The following is a 22360-nucleotide window of genomic DNA, read 5'->3' as shown; positions in this document are numbered from 1 at the left end:
GCTTGAAACCTCTTCCAGGGCTTATTCCTGGATGACATCAGCCCCTTTCGGGATATCGAACTTGAATTTGGATGCAGGAATCGGCTCGTTGACCTTGACCCCGGTGAACAGGATGTTGGTGCGCTGACCCACGCTGTCGATCAACTGCATGTCGTTGATTTTGCCGCCGCGAAAGGACAGGCGCAGGGAGTCGAACAGGGTGTCCTTGGTCTTGGGCTTGAGGGTGAAGTCCATGACATCACCGGCCTGTTTGGAGGTAATGTCAAAGCTGTCGCTGATTTTCGACACATCACCCGACAGCAACAAGGCAGGGGTCTGGGTCAGGCGCTGATCCAGCTTCTTGATCGTGACCTGCTCCAGATCCGGGTCCCAGAGCGAGACTTTCTGGCCATCGGAGACCATCAATTGTTCTTGCGGTGCGTCGGTGTGCCAGTAGAACAAACCCGGACGCTTTACCGACATTTCGCCGGCAGTTTCCTGCAACTGGGTGCCGCTACCGTCAAGGGTCAGCTGAGAAAAACGGGCGGTGATGGTGTCGGAGCCCAACAGTTGGCCAAGACGTTTCACACTCTCGGCGTCGGCATGGGCCGACAGCGAAGAAAAAGCCAGTACCGGTAGCAACAGCATGCTGACAAAACGCATGGAGATCCTCATTGATTAGTTAGATGCCGTGGGGCAGATCAATCGCGCATCGGGGCTGGTGCCAGTACTTCGCGCGAGCCATTAGTGTTCATCGAGGTCACGACCCCGGCCATTTCCATGGACTCAATCATTCGCGCAGCGCGGTTGTAACCGATCTTCAACTTGCGTTGTACCGCAGAAATAGAGGCACGACGGCTTTCGAGTACAAACTGTACGGCCTCGTCATAGAGCGCATCGGTTTCAGCGTCATCGCTGCCTTCGCTGCCACCATCAAAACCGCTGCCAGGCTCTTCGACGCCGGCAAGGATGTCTTCGTTGTAGTCCGGGGAGCCTCGCAGCTTCCAGGCTTCGACCACACGGTGTACTTCGTCGTCGGAAACAAACGCGCCGTGCACCCGAATCGGCAGGCTGGTGCCGGGCGGCATATACAGCATGTCACCGTGACCCAGCAGTTGCTCGGCGCCACCCTGGTCGATGATGGTGCGCGAGTCGATCTTGCTCGATACCTGGAACGCCATACGGGTCGGGATATTGGCCTTGATCAGGCCGGTGATCACGTCCACCGACGGGCGCTGGGTAGCGAGGATCAAGTGGATACCCGCCGCCCGTGCTTTCTGGGCAATACGGGCGATCAGCTCTTCAACCTTCTTGCCGACGATCATCATCATGTCGGCAAATTCGTCGACCACCACCACGATGGTTGGCAACTTCACCAACAGCGGGGCTTCGTCGTGAATGCTTTCACGCTTGTACAACGGGTCAACCAGGGGCTCGCCAGCGTCCTGGGCGTCCTTGACCTTCTGGTTGAAGCCGGCGAGGTTACGCACGCCCATCTTGGCCATCAGCTTGTAGCGGCGTTCCATCTCGGCAACGCTCCAGCGCAGGGCGTTGGCGGCATCCTTCATGTCCGTCACTACCGGGCACAGCAGATGCGGGATGCCTTCGTAGATCGACAATTCAAGCATCTTCGGGTCGATCATGATCAATTTGGCGTCTTCAGGGCCAGACTTGAACAGAATCGACAGGATCATGGCGTTAACGCCTACAGACTTACCGGAACCGGTTGTACCGGCCACCAGCAAGTGCGGCATTTTCGCCAGATCGGTGATCACCGGACGCCCGCCGATATCATGGCCCAGGGCCAGGGCCACTGGAGACTTGGCATTGTCGTATTCAGGGGTCGACAGCACTTCGGAGAAGCGCACGATCTGACGATCCTCGTTGGGAATCTCGATACCGACCGTGGTCTTGCCCGGAATAACCTCAACCACCCGCACGCTGGTCACAGCCAGGGAACGCGCCAGGTCTTTGGCCAGGTTTGAAATACGGCTGACCTTTACCCCGGCAGCAGGCTGGATTTCGTAGCGGGTAATGACCGGGCCGGGGTGAATGGAGTCCACCGTGACCTCAACCCCGAATTCCTTGAGCTTGATTTCAAGCAAATGGCCAACGGCCGCTAGGGATTCAGGGGAATAATTGAGCTGCTTCTTTTCAGCAGGGTCAAGAATCGAGATCGGCGGCAACGTGCCTTCAACCGCGCTGTCCACAAACAGCGGCGCCTGCTTCTCTTTCTGTACACGCTTGCTCGGTTCAGGTGCCTTGGGCGGTGCCGGCGCGATAACTGCCGGTACGTGCTTTTCACGCTCGGACATGTGCTTGGTCAGCGCCTGCTCACGTTCAATCAGACGCTCTTTGGCCTTGGCCTGCTCCCGCTTGTCGGAAACGCTTGGGGCAACCACTTCATTGACCCGGCTGTCGACTTCGCGCAGTTGGGCAACAAGCTGTTTACGCTCGTTGCGCTCGGACCACCAGCGATTGGCCGCACCCTGGATGAGTTCAAACAGGTCAAGGGTGATCTTGCCCGTCACATCCATGACCTTGAACCATGAAAGGTCCGTAAAGACCGTCAGGCCAAACAGGAACAACGCAATCAGCAGCAGGGTACTGCCCTGGATATTCAGCGCATTCTTGGCCAGATCACCCAGGCTTTCGCCCAGCGCACCGCCCGCGCCTGCAGGCAGGGCCACGGCAGAGTGAAAATGAATATGGGCAAGGGCTGCGCCCGAGATCACCAGGAACACCAGACCAACCAGGCGCCACGAGAACAGCCACCCGCTCCACTGCCAGGGCTGATGCCGCTCGCGGAAGATCTGGTACGCCTTGACCGCCAGCAGCAACGGAAAGATGTAGGCAAAATAGCCAAGCACCATAAACAGGATGTCTGCACTGTAGGAGCCGGCTGGCCCACCAAAGTTCTGTACATCCACGACACGGCTGTTATGGCTCCAGCCGGGATCGTCCTTGCCGTAGGTCAACAGGGCCATGATCAGGAACAGGCACAGGGCGCCGATAGCGATCAATGCACCTTCCTTGAGTCGGTAGTGCAATTGCTGACGCCAGAGAGGAACTGCTTTGGGTGCTGCTGTGGATTTCTTCAAAACGGGTCTTTTCCTGCGCCTGTGGCGCGCCCAACTATTAATTGACTAATGTGACTGCAAAATACTGTTCGTATCGAACAGGCGACACGCTCAAACGTGAAATGAAACCAGCCTTGTATTATTTTGCCAGCAGCAACCTGCTGCAAGGTGGGTGTAGCTTAGATCAGCTCAAACAGGCCAGCCATTGTACGGGTTTGAGCCGTTGATGCCATGCTGGCTCAAGGTGCGGTCCGATTCGTCCCGAAACTGGCCAGGAAGCGCCAATTTGAGCATGTATTACCTTTTGTGACAAAGACTTATACCACCGTCAAAACAGAGCTCGCATTTCATTGGCAGATCGACTGAGACCGCACTTGCGCGACAGAGTTGCAGCCGCCCTTCCCTTCTTCTGTAAGACTGATTGCCATGCTGACCTGGTTAAAACGCGACACCCTGACATTTCCGCCATTGGCAAAAGCCATGCGCGAACCCAATGGCCTTCTGGCCGCAGGTGGCGACCTGTCGGCAGACCGACTGATCCAGGCCTACCGTCACGGCTGCTTTCCGTGGTTCAGCGAAGGCCAGCCGATCCTCTGGTGGTCACCTGACCCGCGCACAGTGCTGTTCCCTGAAGAGCTGCACGTGTCCCGCAGCCTGGGCAAGCTGTTGCGCCAGCAGCGCTACCAAGTCAGCTTTGACCGTGACTTTGCCGCCGTGATTCAAGCCTGTGCAGCACCGCGCGACTATGCGGACGGCACGTGGATTACCGACAACATGCAAAACGCCTACATCGAACTTCACGCTCGCGGCCATGCGCATTCGGTTGAGGTCTGGGATGACGGCGAACTGGTGGGCGGGCTGTACGGCCTGGCAATGGGCCAGTTGTTTTTTGGCGAATCCATGTTCAGCCGTGCCGACAACGCGTCAAAGTTCGGTTTTGCAACACTGGTCAAACACCTCAAGGCCTGGGGCTTTGTGCTGATTGACTGCCAGATGCCGACTGATCACCTGCAGAGCCTGGGCGCACGTTCGATCCCGCGTCAGCAATTCGCCGATTATTTGCACCAGCACCTGGATCAACCCACAACTGCACAGTGGGTTTTATAGGCGACTTTTACACACTGGCTTACACTTAATTTAAAGATTTCCCGAGGGCCCATCATGACCGAGCTGGCGCGTCTGAAGTTTTATGCCACTCAACCTCACGCTTGCAGCTACTTGCCTGACGAACAGGCCACCACGCTGTTCCTCGACCCCAGTCAGCCGATGGATGTGCAGGTTTATGCCGATTTGTCCGAAATGGGTTTTCGGCGCAGTGGCGACCATCTGTATCGCCCCCATTGCCTGAAGTGCGATGCCTGCACCCCTGCGCGTATTCCTGTCGCCCGGTTCAAGCCCAATCGTCAGCAAAAACGCATTTTCAAGCGCAACGCCGATTTACAGGTTCGGCCGGTAAAGCCTGGTTTCAGCGAAGAGAACTTTGACCTTTACCAGCGCTATATCGAGCAACGGCATGCCGACGGCGACATGTACCCACCCAGCCGCGATCAATTTTCAACCTTCCTGGTACGCGACCTCCCGTTCTCGAAGTTCTACGAGTTCCGCCTGGACGGGCGCTTGCTGGCTGTTGCCGTCACAGACGTGCTCCCCAACGGCCTGTCTGCCGTGTACACCTTCTACGACCCTGACGAAGAGCGGCGCAGCCTGGGGCGTTACGGCATTCTCTGGCAAATTGCAGAAGCGCAGCGCCTGGGGCTGGATGCGCTGTACCTTGGGTACTGGATCAAGAACTGCAAAAAGATGAATTACAAGACCGAATACAGGCCCATTGAGCTGCTGATTAATCAGAGATGGAGCTCTCTTGATTGAACCCTTGGCTTAAACCCCATTTTTCGGGCACAATGCACGCCGCTTTTGCCTGGCGCAGTTGCACCGGGCCATTCATTGGACACCGAGGGCTTTACTGCATGTCGAAAGAAGACAGCTTCGAAATGGAAGGCACTGTCGTCGACACCCTGCCCAACACCATGTTTCGTGTGGAGTTGGAAAATGGGCACGTCGTAACCGCGCATATTTCCGGCAAGATGCGCAAGAACTACATTCGTATTCTTACCGGTGACAAAGTGCGCGTCGAGCTGACGCCCTATGACTTGAGCAAAGGGCGCATCACTTACCGCGCTCGCTAATCAAGTCAATACAAAACGCCCGGCTCTGCCGGGCGTTTTTGTTTGTCTGCGATTTGAGTCTGTACCCAAGACCTGTGGGAGCGGGCTTGCCCGCGATGCAAGCGGCGCGATATTCCAGCTTAACCGCACCCGCTCCCACAAGGTGTGTGTGGCCAGGCGAATATCCCGCACCAACAATAAATGCTGCGCACTTCAAACTTCTATACCTGTAACTTCCCTGTCATATTAATGACCTGCCCGGCGAACCACTCCAATAACTTTCAAACTTCCTGAACCGTTGCTGTACCAGCCACACTTATCGGGTTTTAAAGTTGACGCACCACCACCCACTGAGTAGATTGCACAGGTCGGTCATTCAGGCCGCCTATAAACTTCACAAAAGAAGCCAATGGACACAGTATCTAGTCGCTGTCCGGTCACCGTTAATACGGAGATCCGGACGCCCAACCCAGACATTGACGGGACTCGCCTGCACGGCGGGGTCAACTGCGCTAGAGCCTGACGCTCCAACGTAACGACCTCACCGGCAGCAGTCCGGTCACGAGGTGTGTTATGACCTTTAAAACCCATGTTCTACCCGGCGTTCGCGCCTTTGCCTCCAGCATGCGCGTGAAACTGTCCCGCGAGCCCACCTATGCTCGCTCGGCAAAATCCCCCTTCTCCATCCCCGTAACCGGCGTAAAACCTGCGCACCGCCAAGTGCAATGGCGCGTCAGTCCGGCCACCGGCCAACTGGAACAGCGCTGGAGCATGGCCGACTCTCAGGACCCGCAGAGTCGCTTTTTGCGCTAAGTTCCACCCCATTAAAACACGTATTAATGAACTGGAGTTCCTTATGGAAGAAGCCAGTAGTTACCCGCTGCGCGAATATTAATTACCTCGCCGCAGCGGGAATATAAAGCGCACTTAACACTTCAACCAAACCGATTGCGAAGTTTGCGACTCGGCATATATTGGCTCGCCTCTTAAAAGGTAAATCAACATATGCCCGGTCAAGAGTTGGCGACAGGAGTACTCATCATGAGCGCTGTAAAAAACACTGAAGTTCGGGACAAGAACAACGCCAGCGACAATAACAAACTGTCCATGCGTGCCGCTCGGGAAGCCCAGAACGGTCTCTCGGCCACCCTGGCCAATGTACGCGCCACCACCGCAGGCTTGACCGAGCAGGACGCCGCCGAACGCCTGCAAAGCGATGGCTACAACGAGGTGGCTCACGACAAGCCACCTCACGCCCTGGTGCAATTTCTGCTGGCCCTGCACAACCCCTTCATCTATGTACTGCTGACCCTGGGCGTTATCAGCTTTGTCACCGACTACTGGCTGCCGGAGCGCGATGGCGAAGAAGGCGACCTGACCAAAGTCATCATCATTGGCTTGATGGTCGGCCTCAGCAGCCTGCTGCGTTTCTGGCAGGAACACCGCTCTGCCAAGAGCGCCGAAGCCCTCAAGGCCATGGTCCGCACCACCGCCACCGTCGTTCGGCGGGACACAGCCTGCGGCAAAACCTCTGTCCATGAGGTGCCGATGCGCGAATTGGTCGCCGGGGATATCGTGCAACTGTCAGCGGGCGACATGATCCCGGCGGACATCCGCCTGATCGAGTCCCGTGACCTGTTTATCAGCCAGGCCGTGCTCACCGGCGAAGCCTTGCCCGTGGAGAAATACGACACCCTGGGGGATGTGACACAAAAGTCCGCCTCCAGCACCGCGGCCGACCAGAGCAATCTGCTGGACTTGCCCAACATTTGCTTCATGGGCACCAACGTGGTCAGCGGCACCGCCCGGGCCGTAGTGGTGGCCACCGGTCCGCGCACCTACTTCGGCTCGCTGGCCAAAGCAATCGTCGGCTCTCGCACCCAAACCGCGTTCGACCGCGGGGTCAACAGCGTCAGCTGGCTGCTGATCCGCTTCATGCTGGTCATGGTGCCCATCGTGTTTTTTCTCAATGGGTTCTCAAAGGGCGATTGGGGCGATGCCTTCCTGTTTGCCCTGGCAGTGGCGGTTGGCCTGACTCCGGAAATGCTGCCAATGATTGTCAGCGCCAACCTGGCCAAGGGTGCGACCGCCATGGCCAAGCGCAAAGTGGTGGTCAAGCGCCTGAATGCAATCCAGAACCTGGGCTCGATGGACGTGCTGTGCACCGACAAGACCGGCACCCTGACCCAGGACCACATCATCCTTGAGCATCACGTTGATCCAAGCGGCCAACGCGATGAGTCGGTACTGGCTCTGGCCTGGCTCAACAGCCATCACCAAAGCGGCATTCGCAACCTGATGGATCAGGCCGTGGTGCAGTTTTCACGGCAGGATCCCAAGTTCAATGCGCCGCTCAACTACAGCAAAGTCGATGAGCTGCCTTTTGACTTCGTGCGTCGGCGCCTGTCGATCATCGTCAAGGACACCCGAGGCGACCACCTGCTGGTGTGCAAGGGCGCCGTCGAAGAAATGCTCGGCATCGCCACCCATGTCATGGAAGGCGACACCCGCGTTGCACTGGATGCCACACGCCGCGAGCAATTGCTGGCACTGGCCACCGAGTACAATGAGGATGGCTTCCGCGTACTGCTGATAGCCACCCGCGAAATCCCCGAGGCCCAGGCGCAAAAGCAATACAACACTGCTGACGAACGGGATCTGGTGATCCGCGGCTTGCTGACCTTTCTCGATCCACCAAAAGAGACGGCGGGCCCGGCAATTGCCGCCCTGCAAGATATCGGTGTAGCGGTCAAGGTACTGACCGGCGACAACGCGGTTGTCACCAGCAAGATCTGCCGTCAGGTGGGCCTGGAACCCGGCACACCGCTGCTGGGCCCGCAGATAGAGACGATGGACGACGCCGCACTCCAACTGGAGGTCGAACAGCGAACGGTGTTCGCCAAGCTCACCCCACTGCAAAAGTCCCGAGTGCTCAAAGCCCTGCAAGCCAACGGCCACACCGTGGGCTTCCTTGGCGACGGCATCAATGACGCCCCAGCCCTGCGCGACGCCGATGTTGGCATCTCGGTGGACAGCGGCACGGACATCGCCAAAGAGTCGGCTGACATCATCCTCCTGGAAAAGAGCCTGATGGTACTCGAAGAAGGCGTGCTCAAAGGACGTGAGACCTTCGGCAATATCATGAAGTACCTGAACATGACTGCCAGCTCCAACTTCGGCAACGTGTTCTCGGTTCTGGTGGCCAGCGCCTTCATCCCTTTTCTGCCGATGCTGTCGATCCACCTGCTGCTGCAAAACCTGATGTACGACATCTCCCAACTGGCCTTGCCGTGGGACAAGATGGACAAGGAGTACCTGCAAAAACCACGCAAGTGGGACGCCAGGAACATCGGGCGCTTCATGATCTGGATCGGGCCAACTTCGTCGATCTTCGACATCACCACGTTCGCCCTGATGTGGTACGTGTTCTCGGCCAACAGCGTGGAAATGCAGACCCTGTTCCAGTCCGGCTGGTTTATCGAGGGGTTGCTGTCGCAAACCCTGGTGGTCCACATGCTGCGTACCCGCAAGATCCCGTTCTTCCAGAGCACTGCCGCATGGCCTGTCACCATGATGACCATCATTGTGATAGTGCTCGGGATCTACGTGCCGTTCTCGCCGCTGGGCACCATGGTTGGCCTGGAGCCGCTGCCGCTCTCCTACTTCCCTTGGCTGGTTGCCACCCTGTTCAGCTATTGCTGCGTCGCGCAACTGATGAAAACCATCTACATCCGTCGTTTCAAGCAGTGGTACTGACTTGAACCGCCATGGGCTGGCGCAACACTGCGCCAGCCCGTGCCTTCGTATTACGACCTCGTAAAACATGACTATTTGTACTGTGGAGATTCCTCATGTCGGGAACCACTCTGTTGCTCAACCTCGCGGGCGCCATCGCACTTTTGCTATGGGGCACCCACATGATTTCTACAGCCCTGCTGCGCGGTTTTGGCACCCAACTGCGCAACTGGATGGGGCGCAACCTGAATAACCGCTGGATGGCGCTGATTTCCGGAATGGGTATCACCGGCGTACTGCAAAGCAGTACGGCAGTCAGCCTGATGGCAACCTCGTTTACCGCCGCAGGCACCTTGAGCCTGGCGCCAGCCCTGGCAGTGATGCTGGGGGCCAACATCGGCTCAACCCTGGTGGTGCAGCTGCTGAGCTTCGATACCTCGCTGGCGATGCCTGTCATTTTGCTGGTGGGCTTTATCATCTTTCGCCTGCGCGATGATTCGCGCCATGAAAGCGTTGGCTGCGCATTGATTGGTCTGGGCCTGATGCTGCTGGCCCTGGGCTTGCTCAGCGCCAGTCTGGGCCACATGGAAGAAACCTCGGTGTTTCGCGCCGTGATGCAAAGCCTGGAAGGTGATGTGATCATTGCAGTGCTCGCCGCCGTGCTGCTGACCTGGATCTGCCACTCCAGTGTCGCGGTCGTGCTGCTTATCGCTTCGCTGGCGGGCGCAGGCATGATGACTCCGGTCACCGCCATCGCCCTGATGCTCGGCGCCAATATCGGCGGCGCCTTGCCGTCAGTGATGAGCGCCAGTTCGCCAGTCGCGCGACGCCTGCCGGTGGGCAACCTGCTGATCCGCCTGCTGGGCACCCTGGCCCTGCTGCCATGCCTGCCGCTGATAGCCACCTGGCTGGCTGGCACCGATATCGATCTCGCGCACTGGGTTGTTTACCTGCATACCGCGTTCAGCCTGGTGCTGGCAGTGGTGTTTATCGGCCTGACCGAACCTTGCGCTCGCCTGCTTACCCGCCTGTTTCCACAACAAGAACCGCCAGCAGACCCGGGCATGCCGCAGTATCTGGACGAAGCCGGGCTGGAAGTGGCCAATATCGGACTGTCCAACAGTGTGCGTGAAGCCTTGCGTCTGGCGGACATGACATCCCTGATGCTTAACCAGGTCTTGCAGCTGTTCGAAAAAATCGATCAGCGCACGATGGACAACGTGCGCCAGCTGGATCACTCCATCGATCTGCTAAGTGCGGCGATCCGCGCTTATCTTGCCGACATCGGCCAGGATGGCCTGAGCGATGCCGATGCCGACCGCGCCCAGGAAGTCCTGATGTTCGTGATCAATCTGGAACATGCCGGTGACATCCTCAACAACCTGGCGCAGTTGGCTATTCGCAGGACTCGCCGGGGTGAACGCTTCTCTTCGTTCGAGCTGATTCACATCCAGGCCATGCACCTGGCCCTGCTGGACAGCCTGAACCTGGCCATTACCGCTTTTTTGCGCGAAGACGTAGCCGCTGCAGATGCACTGATCAGCCACAAGGAGACCATGCGCAAGCTGGAAGCAAGAGCCAGCCGCGAACACTTTCGCAAGCTGCAGAATGACAAGACGGCATGGGCAGAATCCGGAGACATCTTCCAGCGCGTGCTGCGCGACTACCGTCGCGTTCATCACCATATTGCCGCCCTGGGCTACCCGGTACTGGAGCGCAACACCGCGCTGAGCCCGACCACCTGATTGCAGACAGCAAAAAGGCGCCCGAAGGCGCCTTTTTTTACTGCGATGTCACATCAAGCCATTTCAACTGAGGTTTCATACTCGAAGGTCAACTCGCCATTCTCCAGGTCGATGTGTACTACACCGCCATGGTCGGCCAGCTCCCCAAAGAGAATCTCCTCGGCCAACGGACGCTTGATCTTGTCCTGGATCAAACGCGCCATTGGGCGTGCACCCATCAGAGCATCATAGCCACCCGCCGCCAACCAGCCGCGAGCCGCATCCGACACTTCAAGCTGCACATGCTTGTCTTCCAGCTGGGCTTGCAGTTCGGTAAGGAACTTGTCCACCACGTGCTTGATAACCTCGTGGCTGAGGCGACCAAACTGGATGATGGTGTCCAGGCGGTTACGGAACTCGGGGGTGAAGCTCTTCTTGATCGCTTCCATCGCATCGGAAGCATGATCCTGATGAGTAAACCCGATCGAAGCCCGAGAAGCCGTTTCAGCCCCCGCGTTGGTGGTCATGATGACGATCACATTGCGAAAGTCAGCCTTGCGCCCGTTGTTATCGGTCAGCGTGCCGTGATCCATGACCTGCAACAGCAGGTTAAAGACTTCAGGGTGGGCCTTCTCGATTTCGTCGAGCAGCAACACGCAGTGAGGCTGCTTGGTGATGGCTTCAGTCAGTAAACCGCCCTGATCGAAACCGACATAGCCCGGAGGCGCACCAATCAGACGCGATACGGTGTGACGCTCCATGTACTCGGACATGTCGAAACGGATCAGCTCGATCCCCAACGCCTTGGCCAACTGGCGCGCGGCCTCGGTTTTACCGACACCGGTCGGCCCTGCGAACAGGAACGAACCCACAGGCTTGTCTGGCGACTTGAGCCCGGCACGGGACAACTTGATCGCCGTGGACAACGAATCGATTGCCGCATCCTGGCCGAATACGGTCAGACGCAGGTCGCGCTCTAGGTTGCGCAACAGTTCCTTGTCAGAGACAGAGACATGTTTTGGCGGAATACGGGCGATTTTCGCCACGATATCTTCCACCTGCGCCACTTCAATGCGCTTGACCCGGCTCTCGACCGGCTGCAGGCGCTGGTAGGCGCCAGCCTCGTCGATCACATCGATGGCCTTGTCCGGCATATGACGGTCATTGATATAGCGCGAAGCCAGCTCAGCCGCTGCACGCAGGGCCTCATCGCTGTATTCGATACCGTGATGCTGCTCGAAACGACCTTTAAGCCCGCGCAGAATGCCAATGGTGTCTTCAACCGAAGGTTCGGACACATCGACTTTCTGGAAACGTCGCGCCAAGGCACGGTCTTTCTCGAAAATTCCGCGAAATTCCTGGAACGTAGTGGAGCCGATGCAACGAATGTCGCCCGAAGACAACAAGGGCTTGAGCAGGTTGGAGGCATCCATCACCCCGCCAGAAGCCGCGCCAGCACCGATAATGGTGTGAATTTCGTCGATAAACAGAATCGCTTGTGGACGCTTTTTCAGCTCGCCGAGCAACGCCTTGAAGCGCTTCTCGAAATCACCGCGGTATTTGGTACCCGCCAGCAACGCGCCCAGATCAAGGGAGTAGACGATGCTGTTAGCCAGCAGGTCAGGCACTTGATTGTCGACGATGCGCTTGGCCAGACCTTCGGCAATCGCGGTTTTACCCACACCTGCCTCACCGACCAGCAACGGGTTGTTTTTGCGACGACGGGCCAGGATCTGAGCAACGCGCTCAACTTCCATTTCGCGCCCAACCAGCGGATCGATGCGACCCTGGCGGGCCAGCTCGTTCAGATTGCTGGCGTAGGCATCCAGAGGATTGCTTGAAGACGACGACTCGCCACCCTCTTCATCCTGCATCTCATGATCGCTGTCAGTGTGGTCGCCATGCCCCGGCACCTTGGAAATGCCGTGGGCAATAAAGTTGACCACATCAATGCGCGCCACGCTCTGCTGCTTGAGCAGAAACACAGCCTGGCTTTCCTGCTCGCTGAAGATGGCAACCAGTACATTGGCGCCCGTTACTTCACGCTTGCCGGAACTCTGCACGTGGAATACGGCACGCTGCAAGACACGCTGAAAACCAAGGGTTGGCTGCGTTTCGCGGTCTTCGTCGTGGACAGGGATAAGGGGTGTCGTGGAGTCAATAAACTCTTGCAGGTCATGCTTGAGTTTGTCGAGGTTTGCGCCACAGGCGCGTAGAACGGTTGCGGCCGCCTCATTATCCAAAAGCGCTAAAAGGAGATGCTCAACCGTCATGAACTCATGACGTTTGGAGCGGGCTTCCTTGAAGGCAAGATTGAGGGTGACTTCGAGCTCGCGATTTAACATGGCTTCACCTCATACCCAAGTGGTCGGCGTTAACCGTCCTTCTCGATTTCACAGAGTAGCGGATGCTGGCTTTCGCGTGCGTACTGGTTTACCTGCGCCGCCTTGGTCTCGGCAATGTCGCGGGTATAGATGCCGCACACAGCCCGTCCTTCTGTATGGACGGCCAGCATGACCTTGGTCGCCAATTCGCGATTCAAGTTAAAAAACGCCTCAAGGATTTCGACAACAAAATCCATGGGAGTGTAGTCATCATTAAACAAAACCACCTTGTACATCGGCGGCGCCTGAAGCGCAGGCTTAGCCTCTTGCACAGCCAAGCCAGCGGAATCTTCGTCATCAAAATCCGGATGATCCTGATTGAATGTTAGTCGAGTCTGGCTGATTGCATGCATGGAAAAAAAGGTTCGTCGTAGGTTGTACAGATACAGTGATGGAGGCACACGTCTCAAATTTCAACCGCGCCGCCGCGTGACCTTGACTATCGGTAAAACGGTGTTACAACCATTAGTGCCCACAGTGGGAAAAATGGTCCGCACAGTCAACCATAATTACTGGTTTCTGTGCGAGTGAACTGGATGATACTCCAGTGATGGAGTTGTTTGCAGCAGAGGGATATGAGTATGCAAGGCAAGGTCAAGTGGTTCAACAACGCGAAAGGCTTTGGCTTTATTAATACGCAGGCCAAGGAAGGCATCGATGAACACGGAAACCCAATCGACTTTTTTGCACATTTTTCAGCAATCCAGATGGATGGTTACAAGACCCTCAAGGCTGGCCAGCCTGTGAGTTTCGAAATAACCCAGGGCCCCAAGGGCCTGCATGCTGTTGCTATCACCAACGTTCAAGTTCCAGCCAGCGCACAGGCGACTGTGCAAGAGGTGACGAGCCTCTCGGTCTGACCCACTGCAAAAGAAAACCGGCCGATTCAATCATTGAACCGGCCGGTTTTTTTATGCCTGCTCCATCTGGGAGAAAGGTGAAGATTGCCGAAAAAACCCGCAAACACGGGCTAAAGCACCAACAATAAGGGCATTTTGACGCAGGGACTTAGACCAATTGATGATTCGTGATAGGCCGCCCCCCTCGCAGCAACCTTAGTGACCTATGTATACTGCGCCGGTGACCACGGAGTCACAGTGAAACACCTACTGGAATGAGTCTTTCAGGCCTAGAAAGGCTGAGCCGTTACCCCGGCTCGACCGCTTGACGCTCTACTGATGCATTCAATCACCGCGAAGAACCTCGACTTTCGGCTCATTGTTCACTGTGAACGAAAGCGCCTACCCTGCGCATCTCGAGTATCTGAGCACGCTCAGCAAAGAAGAGAGTTAATCCGAAATGCCCAACCGTTCGAAGATCATCTACACCTTCACCGACGAAGCTCCGGCGCTCGCCACCTATTCACTGCTGCCTATCATCGAGGCGTTTACCGCCAGCGCCGATATCGCCGTTGAAACGCGCGACATCTCTCTGGCAGGCCGCATCCTCTCAAGCTTCCCCGAGCAATTGGGTGACAAGGCTGTAGCAGACCACCTCGCCGAACTGGGCGCCCTGGCCGTTACTCCTGAAGCCAACATCATCAAGCTGCCTAACATCAGCGCCTCGGTCCCGCAATTGCAGGCCGCGATCAAGGAACTGCAAGCGCAGGGCTTTGATATCCCGGATTACCCGGAAACCGTGACCACTGACGCTGACAAAGAAGTCAAAGCGCGTTACAGCAAAGTCATGGGCAGCGCCGTAAACCCGGTTCTGCGCGAAGGCAACTCTGACCGCCGCGCACCGCTGTCGGTCAAGAACTACGCTCGCAAGCACCCGCACAAAATGGGCGCCTGGGCGAAAGACTCCAAGTCCCACGTCGCTCACATGAGCGAAGGCGACTTCTACGCCAGCGAAAAAGCCGCCCTGATCGAAGCACCGGGCAGCGTTAAAATCGAACTGATCGCTCAAGACGGCACCACCACCGTCCTGAAAGAAAAAACCGCCGTCCAGGCCGGTGAGATCATCGACTGCTCCGTCATGAGCAAAAAAGCCCTGCGCCAGTTCGTAGCGGCCGAAATCGAAGACGCCAAGAAACAGGGCGTACTGTTCTCGGTTCACTTGAAAGCCACCATGATGAAGGTCTCCGACCCGATCATGTTTGGTCAGATCGTGGCTGAGTTCTACAAGGATGCGCTGGAAAAACACGCCGACGTCCTGAAAGAAATCGGTTTCAACCTGAACAACGGTATCGGCGACCTGTACGCCCGCATCAAGGCGCTGCCAGCCGAGAAGCAAGCTGAAATCGAAGCCGACATCGAAGCCGTGTACGCCAACCGCCCTGCGCTGGCCATGGTCAACTCCGACAAAGGCATCACCAACCTGCACGTGCCGAGCGACGTTATCGTCGACGCCTCGATGCCGGCCATGATTCGTGATTCCGGCAAAATGTGGAACACCGAAGGCCAGTTGCAAGACACCAAGGCCGTGATCCCGGATCGCTGCTACGCCACCATCTACCAGGCGACCATCGAAGACTGCAAGCAACACGGCGCCTTCGATCCGACCACCATGGGCAGCGTGCCAAACGTTGGCCTGATGGCGCAAAAAGCCGAAGAATACGGTTCCCACGACAAGACCTTCCAGATCAAGACCCCGGGCGTTGTACGGGTAACTGACAGCAACGGCAACGTGCTGATGGAACAGAACGTCGAAGAAGGCGATATCTGGCGCATGTGCCAGGCCAAAGACGCGCCGATCCGCGACTGGGTCAAACTGGCCGTCAACCGCGCCCGCGCCAGCAACACCCCGGCCGTGTTCTGGCTTGATCCAAAGCGTAGCCACGACGCTGAAATGATCAAAAAGGTAGAAACCTACCTGAAGGATCACGACACCAGCGGCCTGGACATCCGCATCATGGCCCCGGTAGACGCCATGAAGTTCACCCTGGAGCGCACCCGCAAGGGTCTGGACACCATCTCGGTAACCGGCAACGTTCTGCGTGACTACCTGACCGACCTGTTCCCGATCATGGAACTGGGCACCAGCGCCAAGATGCTGTCGATCGTTCCGCTGATGAATGGCGGCGGTCTGTTCGAAACCGGCGCAGGCGGTTCGGCCCCCAAGCACGTTCAACAGCTGCTGGAAGAAAACTTCCTGCGCTGGGACTCGCTGGGTGAATTCCTGGCACTGGCTGCCTCCTTGGAGCACCTGGGCACGACCTACAACAACCCGAAAGCGTTGGTGTTGGCCAAGACCCTGGACCAGGCTACCGGCCAGTTCCTCGACAACAACAAATCGCCATCGCGCAAAGTCGGCAACATCGACAACCGCGGTAGCCACTTCTACCTGGCGCTGTACTGGGCTCAGGCCCTGGCTGCCCAGACTGAAGACAAAGAGTTGCAAGCCCAGTTTGCTCCAGTAGCAAAAGCCATGGCCGAGAACGAGGCAAAAATCGTTGCCGAACTCAACGCCGTGCAGGGCAAGCCTGTCGATATCGGTGGCTACTACCACGCCGATGCCGACAAGGTCAGCAAAGTAATGCGCCCTAGCGCCACGCTGAACGCGATCATCGCCTCACTGGTGTAAGAGCAACAGGCAACACCACAGACCCCGGCCCACGACGCCGGGGTTTGTGTTTTTACGGTGCTCGCAACCCTGTAGTCGCTGCCGAAGGCTGCGATCGACGGCGAAGCCGGCGTAAAATCAACGCATGCGATCTCTCGGTCAAACTCTTTACACGGCATAACGATTTCTTCGCAACCGAACGCAGCCTTCGGCAGCGACTACAACATCTCACCCCCAAGGAGTGAACAATATGGAATGGAAACCCCACATCACCGTCGCCACTGTCGTCGAAGACAATGGCCGCTTCCTGATGGTTGAAGAGCTCAAGCGCGACCTCGCCGTGCTCAACCAACCGGCCGGGCATCTGGACCCGAACGAAAGCCTGATCGAGGCCGCCATCCGCGAAACCCTCGAAGAAACCGGTTACGACGTCGAACTGACCGGCGTGATCGGCATTTACCTGTATACCGCCCCCAGCAATGGCGTGACCTACCAGCGTATCTGCTTTGCCGGCAAGGCCATCAAGCACCACCCCGAATACCAACTGGACACGGGCATTATCGGTCCGCTGTGGCTGACCCGCGACGAGCTGATAGCCCAGCGTGAACGCTGGCGCAGCGAGCTTACCCTGCAGTGCATCGACGATTATCTGGACGGTAAACTGTTCGACCTGACGTTAATCCGCCCTTCGGTTTAGCCTTGAGCGCTCGGGCCTGCTAGAATCGCGTCCTTTTTCAAGACACTCATTGAAACCTTATGCGTGATCCAGCCCTAGTCGCCCCCGAAAAGCAGCGCGTCATCGTCGGCATGTCCGGCGGTGTCGATTCTTCCGTTTCCGCCGTTCTGCTCATGGAGCAGGGCTACCAGGTGGAAGGCCTGTTCATGAAGAACTGGGAGGAAGACGACGGAACTGATTACTGCACCGCCATGGATGATCTGGCAGACGCCCAGGCCGTGTGCGACAAAATTGGCATCAAGCTGCACACCGCCAATTTTGCTGCCGAGTACTGGGACAACGTGTTTGAGCACTTCCTGGCCGAATACAAGGCCGGTCGCACGCCGAACCCGGACATCCTGTGCAACCGCGAAATCAAGTTCAAGGCGTTCCTCGACTACGCCGTAATGCTCGGTGCCGACTTGATCGCCACCGGCCATTACGTGCGCCGTCGCGACATCGATGGCCGCACCGAACTGCTCAAGGGCCTGGACCCTAATAAGGACCAAAGCTACTTCCTGCACGCCGTTGGCGGCGAGCAAATCGCCAAGACCCTGTTTCCGGTCGGCGAACTGGAAAAACCCGAAGTGCGCAGGATCGCTGAAAAGCACGATCTGGCCACCGCGAAGAAAAAAGACTCCACCGGGATCTGCTTTATCGGCGAGCGCCGCTTCAGCGACTTCCTCAAGCAATACCTGCCGGCGCAGCCTGGCGAGATCAAAAATACCGAAGGTGAAGTGATCGGCCGCCACCACGGCCTGATGTATCACACCATCGGCCAGCGCCAGGGCCTGGGCATTGGCGGCCTTAAAGACGCCAGCGACGAGCCGTGGTACGTGCTGATCAAGGACCTGGAACACAACGAACTGATCGTTGGCCAAGGCAATGATCACCCGTGGCTGTTCTCCGGCGCCCTGCTCGCCTCCGAAATCTACTGGGTCAACCCGATCGACCTGAGCACCCCGCTGCGCCTGACAGCCAAGGTTCGCTATCGCCAAAGCGATCAACCCTGCACCCTGGAAAAAACCGCTACGGGATATCGCGCGACCTTCGACGACCCGCAACGGGCGGTCACTCCCGGCCAGTCCGTGGTGTTTTATGACGGCGAAGTCTGCCTGGGCGGCGGTGTGATCGAAGTGGCCGAGCCATGGTCCAGCAAGGGCAACCGGACATGAACGCCACTCAGGAGCAACTGGTAGCCCTGGGGGGCGTGTTTTTGGCCGCCGTGCTGGTGGACAAGATCGCCAAGACCGGACAGGTCAGCGAGGCCGACCTGAGCTGCATGCTCGGCAGCCTGCTGGTGCGCGACCCCAAGGACACGCTTGAAGTGTTTGGCGGTGACGACATCAACCTGCGAGAAGGCTATCGAGCCCTGATTGGCGCCCTTGAGCGCGACCCCAACACCCTGCAGCGCGAACCCCTGCGCTACGCGTTGTCGATGCTGGGCCTTGAACGCCAACTGGCCAAGCGCAATGACATGCTGGAACTGATCGGCAAACGCCTGCCGCAGATCCAGTCCCAGGTCGAGCACTTCGGCCCGGCCCACGAAAACGTGGTGGCCGCCTGTGGCGCGCTGTACCAGGACACCCTGAGCACTTTGCGTCAGCGAATCCAGGTACACGGCGACATGCGCAACCTGCAACAACCGAACAACGCATCAAAAATTCGCGCCCTGCTGCTGGCCGGTATCCGCTCAGCGCGGCTTTGGCGTCAATTGGGTGGCCACCGCTGGCAGCTGGTCATCAGCCGCCGCAAGCTGCTCAAAGAGCTTTATCCGATGCTGCGCGGCAACTGAAGCACGCCAGCTGGCACAGGTTTGAAAATCGATACGCGTATGACGCCGGTCACTTGGCAACGGACCGGCCGTTTTTTCATGTATGATACGCGCCCCATTTCGTTGCCCGACTGTCCGAGAACACCCCATGAAGCTTTCTTCGCTCACTGCGGTTTCCCCTGTTGACGGCCGCTACGCCGGCAAAACCCAGGCCCTGCGCCCAATTTTCAGCGAATACGGCTTGATCCGTGCTCGCGTCCTGGTTGAAGTTCGCTGGCTCCAGCGCCTGGCTGCTCACGCTGCCATCCCTGAAGTCCCGGCTTTTTCCGAGCAAGCCAACGCCGTTCTGAATGAACTGGCCGAAAACTTCTCCCTGGAACACGCCGAGCGCGCCAAAGAGATCGAGCGCACCACCAACCACGACGTCAAAGCCATTGAGTACCTGCTCAAGGAACAGGCTGCCAAGCTGCCTGAACTGGCCAACGTCAGTGAGTTCATCCACTTTGCCTGCACCAGCGAGGACATCAACAACCTGTCCCACGCCCTGATGCTGCGCGAAGGCCGTGATGACGTGATGCTGCCGCTGATGCGTCAAACCGCCCAGGCCATCCGCGAACTGGCCATCAAGTTCGCTGACGTGCCCATGCTGTCGCGCACCCACGGTCAACCGGCTTCGCCGACCACCCTGGGCAAAGAACTGGCCAACGTGGTTTACCGCCTGGAGCGTCAGATCGCTCAGGTTGCAGCCGTACCGCTGCTGGGCAAAATCAACGGCGCCGTAGGTAACTACAACGCCCACCTGTCGGCTTACCCGCAGATCGACTGGGAAGAAAACGCCCGCGCCTTTATCGAAGACGAACTGGGCCTGGGCTTCAACCCGTACACCACCCAGATCGAACCGCACGACTACATCGCCGAGCTGTTCGATGCAATCGCCCGCTTCAACACCATCCTGATCGACTTCGATCGCGATATCTGGGGCTACATCTCCCTGGGCTACTTCAAGCAGCGCACCATTGCCGGCGAAATCGGTTCCTCGACCATGCCACACAAGGTCAACCCGATCGACTTCGAAAACTCCGAAGGCAACCTGGGTATCGCCAACGCCCTGTTCCAGCATTTGGCCAGCAAGTTGCCAATTTCCCGCTGGCAGCGTGACCTGACCGACTCCACCGTACTACGCAACCTCGGCGTGGGCTTTGCCCATAGCGTGATCGCGTACGAAGCCAGCCTCAAAGGCATCAGCAAGCTTGAGCTTAACGCTCAGAAAATCGCTGCTGACCTGGACGCTTGCTGGGAAGTCCTGGCTGAGCCGATCCAGACCGTAATGCGCCGCTACAACATCGAAAACCCGTACGAGAAGCTCAAAGAGCTGACCCGCGGCAAGGGCATCAGCCCTGAAGCACTGCAAACTTTCATTGACGGCCTTGAAATGCCGGAAGCGGCCAAAGCCGAGCTGAAACTGCTGACCCCTGCCAACTACATTGGCAACGCGGTCGAGCAAGCCAAGCGCATCTGATCGCTGCAACGACCTATTAACGCCCGGCCGTGCCGGGCGTTTTTATTCCCGATTACAAAGTGCATTTTTTCAATAGGTTACACATGAATCCTGATATTCCTCTTCAACTTCTGGGCGGCATCACTGCACGCGAGTTCATGCGCGACTACTGGCAGAAAAAACCGCTGCTGGTCCGTCAGGCCATTCCTGACTTCGAAAGCCCGATCGACGCCGACGAACTGGCCGGTCTGGCCCTTGAAGAAGAAGTCGAATCGCGCCTGATCATCGAACACGGCGAGCGCCCATGGGAATTGCGCCGCGGCCCGTTCGCTGAAGACGAATTCGGCAAACTGCCTGAGCGCGAATGGACCCTGCTGGTGCAAGCGGTCGACCAGTTCGTACCTGAAGTCAACGAGCTGCTGGAAAACTTCCGTTTCCTGCCTAGCTGGCGCATCGACGACGTCATGATCAGCTACGCCGCCCCAGGTGGCAGCGTGGGCCCGCACTTTGACAACTACGATGTGTTCCTGCTGCAAGGCCACGGCCAGCGTCACTGGCAGATCGGCCAGATGTGCGACTCCGAGAGCAAGCTGCTGGAGCACGCCGACCTGCGCATCCTGGCCGACTTCCAGGCCACCGACGAGTGGACCCTGGAGCCCGGCGACATGCTCTACCTGCCGCCGCGCCTGGCCCACTGCGGCGTCGCCGTGGACGACTGCCTGACCTACTCGGTGGGCTTCCGCGCGCCGAGCGCCGCTGAAGTGCTGACCCACTTCACCGACTTCCTCAGCCAGTACCTGCCGGACGAAGACCGCTACACCGACGCCGACGCGCAGCCGGCCAGCGACCCGCACCAGATCCAGCACGACGCCTTGGGCCGCCTCAAGAGCCTGCTGACCGAGCACATGAGCGACGAGCGCATGCTGCTGACCTGGTTCGGCCAGTTCATGACCGAGCCACGTTATCCGGAACTCGTGGTCGGCCCTGAACTCGAAGAAGAAGACCTGCTGGGCAGCCTGGAACAGGGCGCGATCCTGATCCGCAACCCGAGCGCCCGCCTGGCCTGGTCCGAAGTCGATGAGGACCTGCTGCTGTTCGCCAGCGGCCAGAGCCGCCTGCTGCCGGGCAAGCTGCGCGAGCTGCTGAAAATGATTTGTGCCGCCGATGCGCTGCACAGTGACAACCTCGGCACATGGCTGGCCGATGAAGATGGACGCAACCTGCTCTGTGAGCTGGTTAAACAAGGAAGCCTGGGGTTCGCTGATGAATAGCATTCACGTACGTGTCGCCGACTGGCAAAAGGACAACGCCGAACTTCGACGCATTCGTGAGGCGGTGTTTATTGCCGAACAATCTGTACCTCCAGAACTGGAGTGGGATGCAGACGATGCCGATGCAGTGCATTTTCTGGCCTATGAAGGCGACTTTCCGATTGGCACCGCCCGGCTGCTGCCGGACGGCCATATCGGCCGCGTGTCAGTCCTCAAGGACTGGCGCGGCCTGAAAGTCGGCGACGCGTTGATGCAAGCCACGATCGAGGAAGCTGAAAAACGCGGCCTCAAGCAGCAAATGCTCAGCGCACAAGTGCATGCCACGCCGTTCTATGAGCGCCTGGGCTTCAAGATTGTCAGCGACGAATTCCTGGAAGCAGGGATTCCCCACGTTGATATGGTGCGCGGGAGCTGATCATCACGCCCTCCCACAAGAACCAGGCAACCCCAAAACGCCCTGCCATCCCCGGATCGCAGGGCGTTTTGCTATCTGCCACACTCTTCCCATCGCCCTCTCGAGCACCGCGGAGA

The 22360-nt window shown here is 58.0% G+C and carries 18 protein-coding genes; 14 read left to right on the top strand and 4 right to left on the bottom strand.

Annotation, left to right across the window (positions count from 1 at the left end; genetic code table 11):
* Nucleotides 1–21: 21 nt before the first annotated feature.
* A complete protein-coding gene (gene lolA, locus VSQ83_RS07615; protein WP_133078174.1) occupies nt 22–642 on the bottom strand; it encodes an outer membrane lipoprotein chaperone LolA in 621 nt (206 codons plus the stop codon).
* Nucleotides 643–680: 38 nt separating this feature from the next.
* Nucleotides 681–3122, bottom strand: coding sequence for a DNA translocase FtsK (ftsK, locus tag VSQ83_RS07610; protein ID WP_374105697.1), 2442 nt, complete (start codon nt 3120–3122; stop codon nt 681–683).
* Between the two features lie 363 nt (nt 3123–3485).
* On the opposite strand from ftsK, the gene aat reads away from it, so the two are divergent.
* From aat to VSQ83_RS07580, 6 genes are all read left to right on the top strand, one after another.
* Nucleotides 3486–4166: a leucyl/phenylalanyl-tRNA--protein transferase gene (gene aat, locus VSQ83_RS07605; protein WP_133078172.1), complete on the top strand. Its 681-nt coding sequence runs from the start codon at nt 3486–3488 to the stop codon at nt 4164–4166.
* A 54-nt stretch (nt 4167–4220) separates the two neighbouring features.
* Entirely contained in the window at nt 4221–4928 is a 708-nt protein-coding gene (locus VSQ83_RS07600) for an arginyltransferase (RefSeq protein ID WP_133078171.1), read from the top strand.
* A gap of 98 nt (nt 4929–5026) precedes the next feature.
* The gene (gene infA, locus VSQ83_RS07595) at nt 5027–5245 is read left to right on the top strand and encodes a translation initiation factor IF-1 (RefSeq protein ID WP_002553999.1); all 219 of its coding nucleotides are present in this window, start codon (nt 5027–5029) and stop codon (nt 5243–5245) included.
* 552 nt (nt 5246–5797) lie between these two features.
* A complete protein-coding gene (locus VSQ83_RS07590) occupies nt 5798–6037 on the top strand; it encodes a hypothetical protein (protein WP_046809210.1) in 240 nt (79 codons plus the stop codon).
* A gap of 228 nt (nt 6038–6265) precedes the next feature.
* Complete coding sequence (gene mgtA, locus VSQ83_RS07585; RefSeq protein WP_326425905.1) at nt 6266–8980, top strand: magnesium-translocating P-type ATPase; 2715 nt, start codon at nt 6266–6268, stop codon at nt 8978–8980.
* 95 nt (nt 8981–9075) lie between these two features.
* Complete coding sequence (locus VSQ83_RS07580) at nt 9076–10704, top strand: Na/Pi cotransporter family protein (RefSeq protein ID WP_326425903.1); 1629 nt, start codon at nt 9076–9078, stop codon at nt 10702–10704.
* A gap of 53 nt (nt 10705–10757) precedes the next feature.
* Here VSQ83_RS07580 and clpA read toward each other — a convergent pair whose 3' ends face one another.
* Together clpA and clpS are read right to left on the bottom strand one after the other, a co-directional pair.
* On the bottom strand, nt 10758–13028 hold the full coding sequence (gene clpA / locus VSQ83_RS07575; protein ID WP_019828501.1) for an ATP-dependent Clp protease ATP-binding subunit ClpA: 2271 nt from the start codon (nt 13026–13028) through the stop codon (nt 10758–10760).
* Between the two features lie 29 nt (nt 13029–13057).
* A complete protein-coding gene (gene clpS, locus VSQ83_RS07570) occupies nt 13058–13420 on the bottom strand; it encodes an ATP-dependent Clp protease adapter ClpS (protein WP_019828502.1) in 363 nt (120 codons plus the stop codon).
* Nucleotides 13421–13648: 228 nt separating this feature from the next.
* On the opposite strand from clpS, the gene VSQ83_RS07565 reads away from it, so the two are divergent.
* The 8 genes from VSQ83_RS07565 (at nt 13649) to VSQ83_RS07530 (ending at nt 22244) form a co-directional block, all read left to right on the top strand.
* On the top strand, nt 13649–13927 hold the full coding sequence (locus VSQ83_RS07565) for a cold shock domain-containing protein (RefSeq protein ID WP_133078181.1): 279 nt from the start codon (nt 13649–13651) through the stop codon (nt 13925–13927).
* Between the two features lie 439 nt (nt 13928–14366).
* On the top strand, nt 14367–16592 hold the full coding sequence (locus VSQ83_RS07560) for an NADP-dependent isocitrate dehydrogenase (RefSeq protein WP_219261555.1): 2226 nt from the start codon (nt 14367–14369) through the stop codon (nt 16590–16592).
* A 229-nt stretch (nt 16593–16821) separates the two neighbouring features.
* Nucleotides 16822–17268, top strand: coding sequence for an NUDIX hydrolase (locus VSQ83_RS07555; protein ID WP_133078167.1), 447 nt, complete (start codon nt 16822–16824; stop codon nt 17266–17268).
* Nucleotides 17269–17327: 59 nt separating this feature from the next.
* Nucleotides 17328–18461: a tRNA 2-thiouridine(34) synthase MnmA gene (gene mnmA, locus VSQ83_RS07550; protein WP_133078166.1), complete on the top strand. Its 1134-nt coding sequence runs from the start codon at nt 17328–17330 to the stop codon at nt 18459–18461.
* A complete protein-coding gene (hflD, locus tag VSQ83_RS07545) occupies nt 18458–19081 on the top strand; it encodes a high frequency lysogenization protein HflD (protein WP_019828508.1) in 624 nt (207 codons plus the stop codon). The genes mnmA and hflD overlap by 4 nt, the downstream gene beginning before the upstream one ends.
* 127 nt (nt 19082–19208) lie before the next feature.
* A complete protein-coding gene (gene purB / locus VSQ83_RS07540) occupies nt 19209–20579 on the top strand; it encodes an adenylosuccinate lyase (RefSeq protein ID WP_133078165.1) in 1371 nt (456 codons plus the stop codon).
* An 83-nt stretch (nt 20580–20662) separates the two neighbouring features.
* Nucleotides 20663–21829, top strand: coding sequence for a ribosomal protein uL16 3-hydroxylase (locus tag VSQ83_RS07535; RefSeq protein ID WP_219261557.1), 1167 nt, complete (start codon nt 20663–20665; stop codon nt 21827–21829).
* On the top strand, nt 21822–22244 hold the full coding sequence (locus VSQ83_RS07530; protein ID WP_133078163.1) for a GNAT family N-acetyltransferase: 423 nt from the start codon (nt 21822–21824) through the stop codon (nt 22242–22244). The genes VSQ83_RS07535 and VSQ83_RS07530 overlap by 8 nt, the downstream gene beginning before the upstream one ends.
* Nucleotides 22245–22360: the final 116 nt, after the last annotated feature.

Origin of the sequence: Pseudomonas sp. DSV-1, from assembly GCF_035830915.1 — a bacterium.
Classification (GTDB): Bacteria; Pseudomonadota; Gammaproteobacteria; order Pseudomonadales; family Pseudomonadaceae; genus Aquipseudomonas.
This window is presented reverse-complemented; position numbering and strand designations above follow the sequence as displayed.